The organism is Asticcacaulis sp., from assembly GCF_035497195.1.
Lineage (GTDB): Bacteria > Pseudomonadota > Alphaproteobacteria > Caulobacterales > Caulobacteraceae > Asticcacaulis.
The window spans coordinates 148176-164027 of sequence record NZ_DATJDZ010000014.1 but is presented as its reverse complement, the minus strand read 5'-3'; the positions used below and the strand labels follow the sequence as shown (position 1 = coordinate 164027).

The 15852-nt window shown below is 56.9% G+C and carries 17 protein-coding genes; 7 read left to right on the top strand and 10 right to left on the bottom strand.

The window, feature by feature from the left end; genetic code table 11:
• Positions 1-6: 6 nt before the first annotated feature.
• The 7 genes from mnmG to hemE all read right to left on the bottom strand — a co-directional run bounded on the left by mnmG (position 7) and on the right by hemE (position 7875).
• Entirely contained in the window at positions 7-1878 is a 1872-nt protein-coding gene (gene mnmG / locus VL130_RS04830; protein WP_325361601.1) for a tRNA uridine-5-carboxymethylaminomethyl(34) synthesis enzyme MnmG, read from the bottom strand.
• Positions 1879-1934: 56 nt separating this feature from the next.
• Positions 1935-3263, bottom strand: coding sequence for a tRNA uridine-5-carboxymethylaminomethyl(34) synthesis GTPase MnmE (gene mnmE, locus VL130_RS04825; RefSeq protein ID WP_325361600.1), 1329 nt, complete (start codon positions 3261-3263; stop codon positions 1935-1937).
• A gap of 25 nt (positions 3264-3288) precedes the next feature.
• Positions 3289-3549 (bottom strand): DUF6489 family protein, encoded by a 261-nt coding sequence (locus VL130_RS04820; RefSeq protein WP_325361599.1) that lies wholly within the window; start codon positions 3547-3549, stop codon positions 3289-3291.
• Between the two features lie 154 nt (positions 3550-3703).
• Entirely contained in the window at positions 3704-5107 is a 1404-nt protein-coding gene (rho, locus tag VL130_RS04815) for a transcription termination factor Rho (protein WP_325361598.1), read from the bottom strand.
• Between the two features lie 261 nt (positions 5108-5368).
• Positions 5369-5818, bottom strand: coding sequence for a CopD family protein (locus VL130_RS04810; RefSeq protein ID WP_325361597.1), 450 nt, complete (start codon positions 5816-5818; stop codon positions 5369-5371).
• Complete coding sequence (gene hemH / locus VL130_RS04805; RefSeq protein ID WP_325361596.1) at positions 5815-6837, bottom strand: ferrochelatase; 1023 nt, start codon at positions 6835-6837, stop codon at positions 5815-5817. Before hemH ends, VL130_RS04810 begins: the two co-directional genes overlap by 4 nt.
• The gene (gene hemE / locus VL130_RS04800; protein ID WP_325361595.1) at positions 6838-7875 is read right to left on the bottom strand and encodes a uroporphyrinogen decarboxylase; all 1038 of its coding nucleotides are present in this window, start codon (positions 7873-7875) and stop codon (positions 6838-6840) included.
• 465 nt (positions 7876-8340) lie between these two features.
• Between hemE and VL130_RS04795 the strand changes: the two genes are divergently transcribed.
• The 5 genes from VL130_RS04795 (at position 8341) to dnaQ (ending at position 12093) form a co-directional block, all read left to right on the top strand.
• Positions 8341-9192, top strand: a complete 852-nt coding sequence (locus VL130_RS04795; protein ID WP_325361594.1) for a pyruvate, water dikinase regulatory protein — start codon at positions 8341-8343, stop codon at positions 9190-9192.
• Between the two features lie 140 nt (positions 9193-9332).
• The gene (locus tag VL130_RS04790; RefSeq protein ID WP_325361593.1) at positions 9333-9926 is read left to right on the top strand and encodes a Maf family protein; all 594 of its coding nucleotides are present in this window, start codon (positions 9333-9335) and stop codon (positions 9924-9926) included.
• Positions 9923-10780 carry a shikimate dehydrogenase gene (locus tag VL130_RS04785; RefSeq protein ID WP_325361592.1) on the top strand — a complete coding sequence of 286 codons (858 nt, stop codon included), beginning with the start codon at positions 9923-9925 and terminating at the stop codon, positions 10778-10780. Before VL130_RS04790 ends, VL130_RS04785 begins: the two co-directional genes overlap by 4 nt.
• Positions 10777-11355, top strand: coding sequence for a dephospho-CoA kinase (gene coaE / locus VL130_RS04780; protein ID WP_325361591.1), 579 nt, complete (start codon positions 10777-10779; stop codon positions 11353-11355). The genes VL130_RS04785 and coaE overlap by 4 nt, the downstream gene beginning before the upstream one ends.
• Before the next feature lie 39 nt (positions 11356-11394).
• A complete protein-coding gene (gene dnaQ / locus VL130_RS04775) occupies positions 11395-12093 on the top strand; it encodes a DNA polymerase III subunit epsilon (RefSeq protein WP_325361590.1) in 699 nt (232 codons plus the stop codon).
• On the opposite strand, the gene VL130_RS04770 is transcribed toward dnaQ, so the two are convergent.
• Both VL130_RS04770 and secB read right to left on the bottom strand, forming a co-directional pair.
• Positions 12090-12485, bottom strand: a complete 396-nt coding sequence (locus tag VL130_RS04770; protein WP_325361589.1) for a response regulator — start codon at positions 12483-12485, stop codon at positions 12090-12092. The genes dnaQ and VL130_RS04770 overlap by 4 nt on opposite strands.
• Positions 12486-12650: 165 nt before the next feature.
• Positions 12651-13127: a protein-export chaperone SecB gene (secB, locus tag VL130_RS04765; protein ID WP_325361588.1), complete on the bottom strand. Its 477-nt coding sequence runs from the start codon at positions 13125-13127 to the stop codon at positions 12651-12653.
• Between the two features lie 217 nt (positions 13128-13344).
• Between secB and VL130_RS04760 the strand changes: the two genes are divergently transcribed.
• A complete protein-coding gene (locus tag VL130_RS04760) occupies positions 13345-14016 on the top strand; it encodes a Tim44/TimA family putative adaptor protein (RefSeq protein ID WP_325361587.1) in 672 nt (223 codons plus the stop codon).
• Positions 14013-15176 (top strand): MltA domain-containing protein, encoded by a 1164-nt coding sequence (locus VL130_RS04755; RefSeq protein WP_325361586.1) that lies wholly within the window; start codon positions 14013-14015, stop codon positions 15174-15176. The genes VL130_RS04760 and VL130_RS04755 overlap by 4 nt, the downstream gene beginning before the upstream one ends.
• Here VL130_RS04755 and VL130_RS04750 read toward each other — a convergent pair.
• Positions 15173-15583 carry an MAPEG family protein gene (locus VL130_RS04750; RefSeq protein WP_325361585.1) on the bottom strand — a complete coding sequence of 137 codons (411 nt, stop codon included), beginning with the start codon at positions 15581-15583 and terminating at the stop codon, positions 15173-15175. The genes VL130_RS04755 and VL130_RS04750 overlap by 4 nt on opposite strands.
• Positions 15584-15852: the final 269 nt, after the last annotated feature.

Here is a 15852-nt window from a genome sequence, read left to right as displayed (position 1 = left end):
ATTCGGTCATGCGGTTAGTTTGGCCTGATTGCGCACATAGAACAGAAGCGTCGTCAGCGCCCCTTGCGTCATACCCTCGATACGGCCCGCCTGCCCCAGGGTTAGCGGACGAATACGGTGCAGTTTCTCCCGCGCCTCGTTCGACAAGCCGGGGATCGTCAGATAGTCGATATCAGCCGACAGAGCGAGTTTTTCATCCTTGCGGAAGCTTTCGATCTCGGCTTTTTGGCGCGGCATATAGCCGGCATAGAGGGCGTCGATCTCGACCTGCTCGTAAAGCGCATCCGGCCATTGTGTAATTTCCGGCCACAGGGTTTCCAGTCGCTCACGACTGCAGGAATCATAGGCCATAAGCTGGGTCACATTGCGCCGCTGGCCATCCCCATTGACCTGAATGCCCTGCGCCAAGGCCTCTTTCGGGGTGGCGATCAATTCAGCCGAACGGCCACGAATAGCTTCCAAGGCAGATTTCTTATCCCGCCAGGCCGTTTTACGTGTTTCACCGACAACGCCAAGCCCCAAACCCTTGTCGGTCAGGCGCTGATCGGCATTGTCCGTGCGCAGAGACAGGCGAAATTCGGCGCGGCTGGTGAACATGCGATAGGGTTCGGTCACGCCACGCGTCACCAGATCATCGATCATGACGCCGATATAGGCCTCATCCCGGCCGAGGACGGTCGGCGAATACCCCCCTGCCCGCGCGGCGGCATTGATGCCAGCCATCAGACCCTGGGCGCCGGCCTCTTCATAGCCGGTCGTGCCGTTAATCTGTCCGGCGAGAAACAGGCCCGGCAGAGATTTGAGTTCAAGCGTTGGGTGCAGTTCGCGCGGATCGACATAATCATATTCGATGGCATAGGCGTAACGCTTGATCACCACATCTTCGAGACCGACGATGGTGCGGATAAAAGCTTCCTGGGTTTCTTCCGAAACACTGGTGGAAATGCCATTGGGATAGACGGTATCGTCATCATAGCCTTCCGGCTCCAGAAAGATCTGGTGCGAGGTCTTGTCGGCGAACTTGACCACCTTGTCTTCGATGGATGGACAATAGCGCGGCCCCCTGCCCGACAGGTGACCACCATAGACGGCAGACTCATTCAGCCGATCAGCGATGATCTGGTGCGTCTTTTCGTTGGTGAAGGTGATGCCGCAGGCGATTTGCGCACGGTCGATCGATGGCGTCAGCATGGAAAACGGCTGGATCGGATCATCACCCAACTGTTGTTCGAGGCGATTCCAATGGATGGTTTTGCCATCAAGACGCGCCGGTGTGCCCGTTTTCAGGCGGCCCATATCCAGTTTGAGATCATAAAGCCGTTGCCCCAGGCCATTGGCCGGCGCATCGCCCCAGCGACCGGCCGCCATGCGCTTTTCACCAATATGGATGACGCCACGGAGGAAAGTGCCGGTTGTCAGAACGACAGCCTTGGTCAGGTAGGACTGACCCGTCCCATCAATTACGCCGGTGACGAGGCCATTATCGACGATCAGATCTTCGACCGCCGCTTCGATAATGGTCAGATTGGGAGTTTGAAACAGTTCCGCCTGAACGGCTTCACGATAAAGCCTGCGGTCGATTTGGGCGCGCGGACCCCGCACCGCCGGACCCTTGGACTTGTTCAACACTTTGAACTGCATCCCGCCGATATCGGCCATGCGCCCCATAATGCCATCGAGCGCATCGATCTCACGCACCAGATGCCCCTTGCCCAGGCCACCAATGGCCGGATTGCACGACATTTCGCCGAGCGTCTCCTTGCGATGGGTCAATAAAAGGGTTTTGGCGCCCATGCGTGCGGAGGCGGTCGCGGCTTCACAGCCGGCATGACCGCCACCAACGACGATGACATCCCACAATGTTTTGGGTTCAGACATTACAGCTCTCTAATTGGAAGGCGTGGCTATAACAGATCGACGCTAGCAGGTCGATTCTATTTGCCGATGCAGAAGCTGGAAAAGATCACATCCAGAACGCCCTCGACATCATAACGGCCAAAAAGTTGCTCGAAGCTATTGACCGCAGAGCGAATGTTTTCGGCTGACAATTCCGGTACAGCCAAATTAGAACGCGCAGCTATAGCCAATTGATCGCGGGCTTCAGTCAGGCGTTCGATATGGCGCAGACGCGTGGCAGCCGGAAAAGTTTGGGCGGAGAGTTGTTCGCCGACAGTATGCTCGACCGTTGCTACCATATCTGCCACTCCTTCACCCGTGGCTACACTTACAGCGAAGACGGATGTTTCACGTGAAACACGCAAGGCGGACACAGCTTGGCGCTCGGACTCTCCCGCCTCATCGATCTTATTAAAGACCATCAAATCGCCCTCGCGGAAATCTTCCGGCAAGGCGGGTGCGGTCGAGTCGATGACCCAGATACGCAGATCCGCTTCATCGGCCTTGGCGCGGGCGCGACGGATACCCTCAGCTTCCACGACTTCGTTGGTTTCCCGCAGACCGGCGGTGTCGTAGAGCAGAACCGAATAGGGGCCGATGCGTAATTGCGCTTCGATGATGTCGCGCGTCGTGCCGGCGATCGGCGTCACGATGGCGGCTTCGGCTTTCAGGAGCGCATTGAACAAACTCGACTTGCCAGCATTCGGTTCACCCAGAATGACAATCCGATAGCCTTCGCGGATTTGCCGGCCACGATGAGAATCGGCAATGGCCGCGTTAAGTTGTGCTTCCAATGCGCGGATACGGCCAAGAATGGAGTCGGTCAATTCCACTGGCAGGTCTTCATCCGGAAAATCGATATAGACTTCCAGCCGAGCCAGAATATCGATCAAGTCCGATCGCCAAGTTTCGTATTGTTGTTTCAGCCCGCCGCCCAATTGAGTCAGGGCCTGGCGTCGTTGAGCTTCGGATTCGGCATCGACCAGATCGGCGATGGCCTCCGCCTGGGTCAGGTCGAGCTTGCCATGCTCCAACGCCCGGCGTGAAAACTCACCCGGCGCCGCCAGTTGCAAACCCAGTTCGACCAGAATGAGATAGAGGCGATCGAGAATGGCTTTCGACCCGTGGACATGCAACTCAAGGCAGTCCTCGCCGGTGAAGCTATTCGGCGTCTTGAACCAGACAACCACCGCTTCATCGATCAGTTCATCCTGCCAGGTCAGCGACGTATAGGTCGCCACCCGGGGCGTCAGTGATTTCGATGTGAGTTGCTGGACTGCCCATAGCGCCTGGTCACCAGAAAGGCGGATGATCGACACCCCTGCCCGGCCCTGCGCCGAAGCCAGAGCGAAAATCGTGTGTTTCACGTGAAACACTCCTTAATACCTGGCTTTACTTTTTGTCGTTTTTACCGAAGGAACTCATGCTGGCCTGAGCCGCCGACTGCATCAGTTTGAAGAACTGATCCTGCGCCGTAACGCCCAGGCTCGACCAGTTTTTCATCATTTCTTCCGGCTGCATCGAATGGATATTCTGCGCCATCCGCTCTTTCATGGCGTTCATCATATAATCGTTCAACGGCTGAACATCGGGCAGGCCAAGAAAGGTGCGGGCCTCTTCCGGCGTGCATTCGACATTGACCGTGACTTTCATGATGATCTCCTAAACGAACCAACCCGATATGATCCTCTCATATCGGGTTGGCAAGAGCTAGAATAGATTGAACATTCCAAACACATAGTGTTTGGCTAGGCCAGGGGCCGCCGCGCACGTTTTGCGCGTAAGCCCTGCGGCGCTTGAGCACATATTAAGTGTTCATCGACTGGAAGAACTCAGCATTATTCTTCGTCTGGCGTAGTTTGTCGCTGAGGAACTCGATCGCATCCTGGGCGCCCATCGGGTTGAGGATACGGCGCAGGACATAGGTCTTTTGCAGATTCGACTTGTCGGTGAGCAGTTCTTCCTTGCGGGTGCCGGACTTGAGGACATCCATGGCCGGGAAGACGCGCTTGTCAGCGACCTTGCGATCAAGGACGATTTCCGAGTTACCCGTGCCCTTGAATTCTTCGAAGATGACTTCATCCATCCGCGAACCGGTATCGATCAGGGCGGTGGCGATGATGGTCAGCGAGCCGCCTTCTTCGATATTACGCGCGGCGCCGAAGAAGCGTTTCGGCCGTTGCAAGGCGTTGGCGTCGACACCACCGGTCAGCACCTTGCCCGATGACGGGACGACCGTGTTGTAGGCGCGGCCAAGACGGGTGATCGAGTCGAGCAGGATGACGACATCGCGTTTGTGTTCGACCAAGCGCTTGGCCTTTTCGATAACCATTTCGGCGACCTGGACGTGGCGGGTGGCCGGCTCATCGAAGGTCGAGGAAATGACTTCACCGCGCACGGTGCGCTGCATGTCGGTGACTTCTTCCGGGCGTTCATCGATCAGCAGGACGATCAGATAGCAATCCGGATGGTTGGCGGCGACCGATTTGGCGATGTTTTGCAGCATGACGGTCTTGCCGACGCGCGGCGGGGCGACGATCAGGCAGCGCTGGCCCTTGCCGAGCGGCGCCACGATATCGATGATGCGGCCCGAGCGATCCTTCAGGGTCGGGTCTTCGATTTCCATCCACAAACGCTGATCGGGATAGAGCGGCGTCAGGTTGTCGAAGTGGACCTTATGACGGATATTTTCCGGGTCTTCGAAATTGATGGTCTGGATCTTGAGAATGGCGAAATAGCGCTCGCCTTCACGCGGCGAACGGATCGGTCCTTCGACCGTATCGCCGGTGCGCAGGCCATGACGACGGATCTGCTGGGGCGAGACATAGATATCGTCTGGGCCAGGCAGATAGTTGGCTTCGGGCGAGCGCAGAAAACCGAAGCCATCTTGCAGGACTTCCATAACGCCGGAACCGGTGATTTCGACACCTTCTTCGGCCAGCGCTTTCAGCACGGCGAACAGCATGTCCTGCTTACGCATGTTGCTGGCGTTCTCGACACCCAGCGATTCTGCAAAGGTCAGCAGATCTGTCGGGGTCTTGTCCTTCAGGGTCTGGAGGGACATTTTCTGGCCGGTCATCGAGCCTTCAAGAACGTCCTCATCACCGTCTTCGTTTTCGAGATCGGCATCAAGCGTGTCTTCAGTCAGGTTTTCCACTGGCTGAATTTCGTTCTGGATTTCAGGCTCTGGCGTTTCGGTTTCATCGGTCATGGTAATCTCTTTGGTGAGTATGAGATACGCGCAAAGGGATTGCCGGGGCTTCTGGCCCTTAAGCAATTGCGATCGTATCCCCTGCCCCTTTTAGCTTAAACGCTTGAAAAGGCTGATAAATGTCTTTTGGAATGGCAATTCCACAGAACGTGGCGCCAACAGGAATGCCGCTTGGGCATATCTGGCGCGACCCTACACCAAGGAAATACGCGGTCAAGAATTTTTATGGGGTGTGGGGCCACGGACCCCATACCCCATAAATTATCGTGATCCGTATTCCAGCGTGACAGACAGCACCATGATGATCGCCAGAACGAACGGCACCTCGTTCATCTTGCGCCAGAAGCTCTCGGTGCCAATCGGTTCGCCACGTTGCAGCTTCTTGAAACGCACCGCCAGAAAATGGTGATACCCCGTCAGCAAAGCAACCCCGGCCAGCTTGACCAGAATCCATGTGCTCAACAACGACGCCCAGTGCTCATGAAAACGCAGCCAGATCAGGGTCAGACCAAACACATAGGCGGCGATCATCGCCGGATTCATGATGAGGCGCAGCAGATTGCGTTCCATCACATTGAACACGCTGGTTACGGCCGGTGTATCGGCGTTCTTGATATGATAGATAAATAATCGCGGCAGGTACAAAAGTCCGGCCATCCAGGCGATTACCGCCAGGATATGTAGCCCCCTTACCAAATCATACCAGTTCATGCGGCGCTCCTTGGACAAAAGCTGTGACATTTGGCGCAGTCATGATCGCCGATCACCGGCGCCTTCGAGCCGATCGCTTTCAGCACCTCGTCATTCAGCGCCTTGATATAACTTGGATTGACGCCCAATGCCGGCAAGCGAATATAATCCTTTACGCCCGCACTCGCCGCCAGATGGGCATATTCGATATCGAGTTCCACCAGGGTCTCGATATGTTCGGAGACGAAGGCGATGGGCACCAGGATGATCGACTTGCCATCCTTGCCGGCTTTCTGGATGCTGGCGTCCGTCGAAGGCCCGATCCATTTCATCGGCCCGACCCGGCTTTGATAACAGATGGCGTGTTCAATCGGATTGCCGAGCAAAGCCATGATTTTCGCCACGCCGCTCTCGACCTGTTCTTTATAAGGGTCACCGCGCGCGATGATGCTTTCCGGCAGGCCATGTGCAGAAAACAGCAGGCGATAACCGGCTGGGTCTTTCAGGGTTTTGATCCTGGCGGCAATGGCGTCCACATGCGCCTTGATGAAATGGTCATTATCCGAATAGCAGCAAACGCGTGTGACCTTTGCCCGCCCCCGATAAGCCTTCTCGAAAGCCTGGAAGGATGACAGGGTGGTGGTTGAGGAAAACTGCGGATAGAGCGGCAACAGCACGATCTCATCCGGCGCGTAGGCTTCAATCTCCCTGACCGCCGCCTCGATAAAGGGATGCCAGTAGCGCATACCGATAAAGACCCTTGCCTCGATTCCCTTGGTATTGGCGGCGATATAGGCTTGCAGTGCGTCAGCCTGCGCCTGCGTTTCCTTCAGGATCGGCGAACCACCGCCCATATAGGCATAGTTCTTTTTGGCCGAGGGCGCCCGCCGGCTAGAAATCAGCGAGGCTACGCCCTGGCGAAAGCCGAACGGCAGGTTGATGATATTCTTGTCAGCGAAGAGATTATAGAGAAACCCCTGCACATCTTCGGGATTTTTCGGCCCACCGAGATTGAATAACAATACCGCAACGCGCTTCATTTAAGCTCTGATCCGTTTCAGCGCCTGCTCGACATGAGGCATCGGCGTATCGGGGAAGATGCCGTGGCCCAGATTGAAGATCAAGGGCCCCTGCCCCCAGTTCTCCAGAATCAGATCAATCGCCTGATCGAGAGCCTTGCCGCCGGATCGCAGAACCACCGGATCAAGCGCGCCCTGGATCGGCGCCTTTTTCTGCAATTCGACGCCCAATTTCATCGGTGTCGCCGTGCCAAGCCCCATGCCCTGCACCGGCACATGGTCGATATAGTCATGGCAGCGGGCTTCGGCGCCGCGCGGAAAACCGATGATCGGGAGGGTGACGCCCAGTTCCCTCACCCGCTGGATCAGGCGAATATGCGGCTGGATGATCAGGCTGTTGAAATAGGGATCAGGAAAGCCTTCCGCCCAGCTCTCGAATATCTTCAGAACCTGCGCGCCATTATCGGCCTGCATTTTCAGATAGTGCGCCGAGGCCTCGATAACGATATCGATCAGGTCGAGCACCTTCTGATAGTCTTCATAGACGAAAGTGCGAATGAGACTGCGGTCGTGCGCCTTCTTGCCGTTGAGCATATAGGTCATTACCGTCCACGGCCCGCCACAAAAACCGATTAATGTGGTCTCCGGTGACAACTCCGCCTTCACGCGGGCAACGGTCTCACCCACATTCCTTAGCGCTTCCCCTGCTGAGCTAGCTTTTTCCCGCATGGCATCCAGCGCCGGTAATTCACCCAGGATCGGCCCTTCACCTACCGCAAAGGTCAGGTCCTGACCCAGGGCCAGGGGAATCATCAATATATCGGAAAAGAGGATGGCGGCGTCGTAACCAAAACGCCTGATTGGCTGCAAGGTGGCCTCGGCCGCCTTCTCCGGTGTGAGACAGAAATCAACGAACCCCTTGGTTGTAGCCCGAAGCTCCCGGTATTCCGGCAGGTAGCGCCCCGCCTGACGCATGAACCATACCGGAGGCACCTTGAGCGTCTGACCCTGGAGGACTGCCAGGATCGATGGATTGATGGGTGCCTGAATGGTGGTCATGAGTCAACCTGTGTGAAAGCGCCCCTTCCTTTGACCTACTCTAAAAGAAAAGAAAAGAGTTTGTAGAGGTTTATAGAGGCGGGGACAGTGCGCAAAAGTGTCGCAGATTTCGCCGGATTCACCGGTTCTTCACATCCCGTTAAGGATGATTAAGACTTCATTAACAGCCCTGTGAATGGCTTGGATAATTAATCAAACGTTAGGAAAGATTAAAACTTTCTTAAGTCGTATTTATGGATTCGTGTGAATGGTTAATGAAGAATTAACTTACACACAGAGAGCGATAATAATTTCATACAGAAACGCCAGGAGTCGATAAGCTGCGAGTAAAAACAGGTCTTTTGCAGCCTTATCCCCGGCCTTGCGGGGTCTGGCGAAATATCGGATGATTGTCCCCGGCCGGACCCGACTTATACAGTTGGCTTATCCCCGATTCGGCACACAGATTTATTTAACAGGCTATTCATGTCCTCGACATCCTTAAAGATCGGCAGCTACTTCCACGTTCATCTGGTATCGGACTCGACCGGTGAAACCCTGAACGCCCTGGCCAAGGCGGCGGCGGCCCGTTTTGAAGGTATTCTGCCGATTGAACATATCTATGTGTTAATCCGCTCCGAAAAGCAGCTTGAGCGCGCCCTGCTGGAAATGGAAAGTTTTCCGGGGATCGTGCTGCATACGATGGTCGATATGGAATTGCGTACCATGCTGGAAGCGCGCTGCCGTGAACTGGATATGCCGGCAATCGGAGTGCTTGATCCGCTGGTGGTGGCATTTTCGCGGCATCTGGGCGCGGCGGTTTCCAAGCGGGTTGGCGCCCAGCATAATCTCGATAATGAGTATTTCGAGCGTATCGAAGCGCTGAACTACGCCATCGCTCATGATGATGGCGCGGCGGCTGACCGGGTGAAGAACGCCGATGTGGTGTTGGTCGGCGTCAGCCGGACCTCGAAGACGCCGACCTGCATCTATCTGGCGCACCGGGGCATCAAGGCGGCCAATATTCCACTGGTGCCAGGCCGTGATCCGCCGGATGAACTGGACGATATGAATATTCCGCTGGTGGTCGGCCTGATCGCGTCGCCGGAGCGGTTGATTTCTATCCGCAAAAACCGTCTGCTGACGCTGAATGATGACCGGCCGTCTTCTTATACCGATCAGGAAGCGGTGCGGCAGGAGGTTATTCGTGCGCGCCGGTTGTTCGAGAAAAAAGGCTGGCCGGTGATCGATGTGACGCGGCGGTCGATCGAGGAGACCTCGGCGACTATTATCAGTCTGTTAAATGAAAAGCGGACCGGCAGGTTAGGCGGGATTTAAGACGCGGGGTCCCAAAGACGTTCTTTGGCCCCCGCACCCCATAACTCGACGGAGTTTAATCTCTAATAGTATTATGTAATTACTCGCTATCGTGTATCGGGGTGCAGGGGCCCCCGCCCCTGCAACTTACAAAGACCTAAATGACCCAGCTTATTCTCGCGTCCGCTTCCGCTTCCCGTTCCGCGCTGTTGACCGGCGCAGGTCTGACGCACACCAAGATCCCGGCCCATCTCGATGAAGACGCCATCAAGGACGAGTGCCTGCTGTGCGGGCACAGCCCGAAATCCGTGGCGCTGAAATTGGCCGAGGCCAAGGCGCTGCATGTATCCTCGCGGAATCCGGGTCTGGTGCTCGGTGGCGACCAGGTGCTGCAACTCGAAAAAGACCTGATCAGCAAGTCGCACAATATGGACGAGGCCCGCGTCTTGCTGAAACGCATGAGCGGCAAAACTCACTATCTTCACGCTGGCATGGCCCTGGCGGAAAACGGCATGATCGTCTGGTCCCAGGTCGAAACCGCCGAAATGACCGTCCGCACGCTGTCTGACGCCTTTATCGACAATTATCTGGCGCAAACCGGCAACAAAATCCTCTCCAGCGTGGGTTGCTACCAACTGGAAGGTGAAGGGGTTCACCTGTTCGAGGCGATCCGTGGCGACTATTTCACCGTTCTTGGCCTGCCCCTTCTCCCGCTTCTGGCACAGCTGCGTAATCTCAAGGTAGTAATGGCATGAGTGATCTTCCCATTGGTCTTCCTACAGGTGCGGCCATGGTCGCCGGCGTGGTCGGCCAGCCGATCCACCACTCCTTAAGTCCGTTTCTGCATACGGCCTGGCTGCGCGATCTCGGTTTGAATGGCGTCTATGCCCCGTTCGGCCCGAAGGACGAACATGGCTTCGACCGCCTGATCCTCTCTTGCCGCTCCAATGGCATTAAAGGCCTGAATGTCACCGCGCCTTTCAAGGAACAGGCCCTGGCCTTGGCCGACACGGTATCCGATACGGCGAAAAAGGCCGGTTCCGCCAACCTGCTGACCTTTGATGAGGAAGGCTATCTCCATGCCGATTCCACCGATGGCCACGGTCTGATCCGGGCCTTTGAACTTCAGGCGCCGGACTGCGACCTGTCATCGGCGCCGGTGGCGATCATGGGCGCCGGCGGGGCGTCACGCGCGGTCGTCGCCGCCTTACTCGACAAGGGTTGCCCGGAGGTGCGGATCATAAACCGGACAATCGCCCGTGCCGAAGAACTGGTGTTCGCCTTCAAGATCGGCGTCACCGCCTTTGACCTGACCCAGGTTGATCGGGCGTTTTCCGGCGCCATTGCCATTATCAACGCGGCCTCCGGTGGGCCGCACCCGTTGTTCGAAAACCTGACCGAAAACGCGGCGGTGATGGATATGACCTATCGGCCGCTGAAAACCGCCTGGTTGCAGGCGGCCGAAGCCAGGGGCCTGAAAACCGTCGATGGCCTGAACATGCTGATCGAACAGGCGCGGCCTAGTTTCAAGGCGTTTTACGGTATCGAGCCACGGCCTGATTATGATATCCGCAAACTGGCTCTGGATTTCCTGGGTGAAACAGCGTGATCAAGCTCGGCCTGACCGGTTCCATCGGCATGGGAAAGTCGACCATCGCGGCGATGTTCGCTGATGAGGGCGTGCCGGTGTGGGATGCCGATCAGGCCGTGCATCGCCTCTATGCCGAATTCGGCCCCCTCAAGGCAAAACTCGTCGAAACCTTCGGCGATATCCTGACGGACGGTGTGGTTGATCGCGTCAAACTATCGGTGGCATTGAAGGGCGAAGCGGCGAATTTCGAGACGCTTAACGCCATCGTCCATCCGGCCACGGTCGATGACCGCAATCGCTATCTGGCCGAACATGCCAGTGCGCCTCTGGTTGTCGCCGATATTCCGCTGCTCTATGAAACCGGTGCCGAAAACCAGCTCGACAAGGTTCTGGTGGTCAGCGCACCGGCCGATGTGCAGGCCGCCCGTGTCCTGGCGCGCGCCGGCATGACCGAGGCAAAGTTCGAGGCGATCCTGGCGCGCCAGATGCCGGATGCGGAAAAGCGGGCGCGGGCGGATTTCATCATCGATACTTCGAAAAGCCTCGATGATTGCCGCGACGCCGTGCGGGCGTTGATCGAAAAATTGCGCTGACCACTTTACAAATCACGCGCATCTCCGCACTTAAGAAACATGGCATTAGAAATCGTACTCGACACGGAAACCACCGGCATTGACCATAAAAAGGGTCACCGCCTGATTGAAGTCGGCTGCATCGAGATCGAGGACTTGTTGCCGACCGGCCGGACCTTCCATCGTTTTATCGATCCGGAGCGCGAGATCGAGCCTGACGCCATACGGGTTCACGGCATCACCAATGAAATGGTGCGTGGCAAGCCGAAGATGGAAGCGATCTGCGACGAGTTGATCGAGTTTCTCGGCGACCGTAAGATCATCGCGCACAATGCGTCGTTCGACCGGGGTTTCATCAATATGGAACTGGAGCGGCATAACCGCATCGCGCCGCCCACCGAACAGTGGATCGATACGCTGGAAATGGCGCGTTTGAAATTCCCAGGCGCGGCCAATTCGCTTGACGCTCTGTGCCGGCGCTTCAATATCTCACTGGCCGAACGCGACCTGCACGGCGCGCTGATCGACGCCCGTTTGCTCGCCAGTGTTTACCTGGAATTGCTCGGCGGCAAGGAACGTGGGCTTGATCTCGAAATGGTCGGTGCGCGTGCGGCGGCGGCGCAGACGGCCAATCATGTCAGCTACGGCGCGCGTCCGCGTCCGTTGGTTTCGCGCATCACGGCCGATGAAGCCGAGGCGCATGAAGCGTTTGTGAAAAAATACCTGAAAGAAAAGTCACTCTGGCCAACTGGTTCTTAAGCGGCTTGCCGGCCTGAACGCAGCAGCCACAGCATATCTTCGAGCACACGCGGATCGACGGGCTTGACCAGATGCAGGTCGAAGCCGGCGGAGGCCGTTTTCAGGCGCATCTGTTCGTCGCCCCAGCCGGTCTGGGCGATGATTTTCATCTGGCCCAGTTCGGGCATGGCGCGCAAGGCCTGGCAAACCTGAAGACCGTCCATGCCGGGCATACCTATATCAAGCAAAACAACGTCGGGTTTGAAGTCGGCAGCCAGTTTCAGCGCGCTTTGACCGTCATGGCAACTTTTCACTTCATCGCCGAACAGTTCGACTGTCCAGTGCAGGGTATCGGCGGAGGCCTGGTTGTCATCGACGACCAGAACGCGCAGGGAGGATTTTAGAGGCACCATTACACAAGCGAGCTTTAACAGGCGGGCGGATTTTCCGTAGGGCCGTTCTCCTAGCCGAGACGATATAAAAAATCGCTGTGGCTTTGCTTTGGATGCAAAAAGCCCGGCGTCACCACCGGGCTTCTTCAAATTTACGCGTGCAGAGGTTGTGCCTCTGCAACTTGCTTAAGCTTGCCCCACCGTCTGCTGCGACTGGATATTGCCTTTTTGCTGCATGTACAGCGCACCGAAATCGATCGGCTCCAGGAAGAAGGGCGGGGTGAAGCCGCCGTCGGCGGTCGCATCGGCGATGATGCGGCGGGCGAACGGGAAGAGATAGCGCGGGCATTCGACGAGCAGGGTCGGCTCGATCATCTGCTCAGGGATATTACCGAGCTGGAACAGACCGCCATAGACCAGTTCGATGGCGAACATCGCGCCTTCAGGCGTCGAAGCCTTCACGGTCAGCTTGATATCGACCTCGAACATGCCGTCCGGGCGGCCCTTGGCGCTCATTTCAACGCCGAGATCGACTTCCGGGCGCGAATCCATGCGCAGGGAATTGGGCGCGCGGGGATTTTCGAACGAGAAATCGCGGATAAATTGCGCCAGGACCTGCATTTGCGGGACGGGCGGTTGTTCGGGGGTAAAGGCGTCAGACATGAAAACAGGCTCCGGTAATTCATATTTGTAAGGCGGCGGAAACAGCCGCACCGACATGTGTGGAAATGCGACTATCAGATAAGAAAATTTTAAGCAATCAAACGAAGAGTTCCGTTTCCTTAAACTTATCCTATATAGTTACTGTGGCGGGCGTTCAAAGACGCCCAAAAATGACCTGCGGCCCGAAAGCCAGACTCGAAAACAGAAGAGACATTCCGTGAATACCCAAGTGATAGCCCTTATTGTTTTTGCCGTGCTGGCCGTGGTGATCCTGTTGCAGCTCTATAATGTGCTGGGCCGCAAGGCGGGTTTCCGCCCCGAAGAGAAGCCGGCCGGACCGAAAGGCGAGGAACTGGATGCCGCTGTGCGCGCCGAGCGCGTGCCGGAAGCCATGCGTATGCCCAATCTGGAAACGCTGAAAACCCGCGACACCAACTTCAACGAGATCAATTTTCTCGAAAAGGCCCGCGAAACCTATGAGCAGGTCGTGATTGCCTTTCACAAGGGTGAACTGGACGCCATTAAGGATAAGCTGTCAGAACGTGTCATGAGCAGTTTCAGCCAGGCGGTCAGCCAGCGCGCCAGCGCGTCGAAGGATACGGTCAGCTTCGTCGATGCGCCGAAGGCCGATCTCGACCTGATCGATTTCAAGGAAGACCTGGCGCAGATTCGTGTCCGTTTCCTGTCGGAACTGGCCTATGAAGACGTTGTTGTGCCCGGCGAAACGGCGGAAGCAGCGGTTCCCGTGACCGCTTCGGATAAAAAAGCGGAGCCTGTCAGGCCGCACCGCACCTATAAGCGGACCGCTGAATACTGGACCTTCCAGAAGGCGATGAAAAACCCTGCCAACCCCTGGTTGCTTACAAAGGTAGAGGCGGCCAAGGCGTGAGGTTGAGGCTTGGTTTTGCGCTTGTTCTGACGTTGCTGGTTGCGGCCTGCGCCGAAAGGCCCGCCACGCCGCCGGTGGTGACCCCGCCGAAGACGCCAACCGAAACAGGCCAGCCGCCGGTCTATTTGCCGACGCCGGTGCCGGAAGGCGCGCGCCTGTCTGATCTGCCGGGCTGGGAGAAAGCCGATCCGTTTATCGCCATCGAAGCCCTGCGCGCCACCTGCCAGTACAAGAAGGGCCGTCAGTACGCCGATATCTGCGCGGCCATGACCCGGCAGGATTTCGAGACGCCGCACCAGATTATGGCCTTTCTTAATGCGCATTTCCGTGTTGAGAAGGTAGAAGGTCAGGGTTTGCTGACTGGCTATTTCGTGCCGGACTACGAGGCGCAATTGGCGCCGGACGCGGAATTTTCGCAGGTCGTGCGCACCAGGCCCGCTGATCTTGTCACCGTGCCGGGTTCGCAGATGACGCCAGCCTCATCGGCGCCGAAAGCGGCGGCCCGCCGGCTGGGTGATCTTTATGTGCCCTATTTTACCCGCGCCGAAATTGAGCAAATGTCCGCATATAACGTTTCCGGGACGCAATATTACATGCGGCCGGAAGACTATTTCTTTATGCAGATTCAAGGGTCGGGCTTTCTCGACCTGCCGGATGGAAAGCGTGTCTATGCCGCTTATGCCGCCGATAATGGCTGGCCTTTTACCGGCATCGCCAAAACCCTGACCGATCGCGGCATCCTCGACAAGACCCAGACATCGGGCGATAATATCCATGCCTGGCTGGCGGCGCATCGCGGGGCGGAAGCCACCGAGATCATGAACACCAATGCGCGTTATATCTTCTTCGTCATTCAGCCTGAGCAATCCGAACCGGTCGGCGCGTCGGGCCTGGCCCTGCCGCCGGGGTCAGCCATCGCCGTTGATCCGTTACTGAATGATATGGGCGATCTGTTCTGGATCGACGCCGACGCCGGCGCATTGAAAGAGTCGTTCCCGACCTACCAGCGGATGGTGGCGGCGCTCGATACCGGCGGTGCGATCAAGGGCCAAATCCGTGCCGATCTTTATGTCGGTCACGGCCAGCGCGCTGGATCGGAAGCCGGCCGGATCAAGCATAGCCTGCGGATGTGGCGGATCGTGCCCTATATTGGGCATTAAAACCTAAACGTTATTCGCAACGCGTCAAAACACAACAGCCCCAATACGCCCGAACTCGCCAGGAACAGGCAGAAGCGGATGGTGGTGATATTGGCGGTCGATTGCACGACGGAGTGAATGATGCGCAGGGCCACATAGAGCCACGCCAGGTATTCGAGGCCGGGATTGGACAGGCCGCTGAGAAAGATGCCGAGACAGAGCGCGTAAAACAGCGTCGGCTGCTGCATCAGGTTGTTGTAATTGTCGGCGGCCCATTGCGCCTGCGGCGGCATCTGGCGGATCGCCTCACCGCTTTGCAGGCGCGCTTCCGATATGGCGTAACGGACAAGCGCCGGCAGCCTGCGGACATAAAGCCAGACAAGCATGATCATCGACCAGGCAACAAGCGCGAGTACGGGTTGTATCATAGTGCCTGCAACCTAACCGGCAAAAGCTAAATTAAGACTGAATAACGAGTCATTAGTCATGTTTTTTAACAATGACGAACACGCATTTCACACGTTTTCCGCACACAAAGTTGATGGTCGGGCCACTAGCTATGCAGGGTATGCAATGTTAAAAGTAGAGCCGTTGCTCAGGTTCGCCTGAGTGGCCCGCTGGAGCTAGGCTATGCCCCGCCCGGTCCGTGCGGAAAGGTCGAAAACGAGATGCGGCGCGCCATCCCCCGGCGCGTCAG

Excerpts from the sequence above, each read along its gene's own strand:
- mnmG (WP_325361601.1), bottom strand. The coding sequence starts at position 1,878 with ATGTCTGAACCCAAAACATTGTGGGATGTCATCGTCGTTGGTGGCGGT.
- VL130_RS04820 (WP_325361599.1), bottom strand. The coding sequence starts at position 3,549 with ATGAAAGTCACGGTCAATGTCGAATGCACGCCGGAAGAGGCCCGCACC.
- rho (WP_325361598.1), bottom strand. The coding sequence starts at position 5,107 with ATGACCGATGAAACCGAAACGCCAGAGCCTGAAATCCAGAACGAAATT.
- VL130_RS04810 (WP_325361597.1), bottom strand. The coding sequence starts at position 5,818 with ATGAACTGGTATGATTTGGTAAGGGGGCTACATATCCTGGCGGTAATC.
- hemH (WP_325361596.1), bottom strand. The coding sequence starts at position 6,837 with ATGAAGCGCGTTGCGGTATTGTTATTCAATCTCGGTGGGCCGAAAAAT.
- hemE (WP_325361595.1), bottom strand. The coding sequence starts at position 7,875 with ATGACCACCATTCAGGCACCCATCAATCCATCGATCCTGGCAGTCCTC.
- VL130_RS04795 (WP_325361594.1), top strand. The coding sequence starts at position 8,341 with ATGTCCTCGACATCCTTAAAGATCGGCAGCTACTTCCACGTTCATCTG.
- VL130_RS04790 (WP_325361593.1), top strand. The coding sequence starts at position 9,333 with ATGACCCAGCTTATTCTCGCGTCCGCTTCCGCTTCCCGTTCCGCGCTG.
- VL130_RS04785 (WP_325361592.1), top strand. The coding sequence starts at position 9,923 with ATGAGTGATCTTCCCATTGGTCTTCCTACAGGTGCGGCCATGGTCGCC.
- dnaQ (WP_325361590.1), top strand. The coding sequence starts at position 11,395 with ATGGCATTAGAAATCGTACTCGACACGGAAACCACCGGCATTGACCAT.
- VL130_RS04770 (WP_325361589.1), bottom strand. The coding sequence starts at position 12,485 with ATGGTGCCTCTAAAATCCTCCCTGCGCGTTCTGGTCGTCGATGACAAC.
- secB (WP_325361588.1), bottom strand. The coding sequence starts at position 13,127 with ATGTCTGACGCCTTTACCCCCGAACAACCGCCCGTCCCGCAAATGCAG.
- VL130_RS04750 (WP_325361585.1), bottom strand. The coding sequence starts at position 15,583 with ATGATACAACCCGTACTCGCGCTTGTTGCCTGGTCGATGATCATGCTT.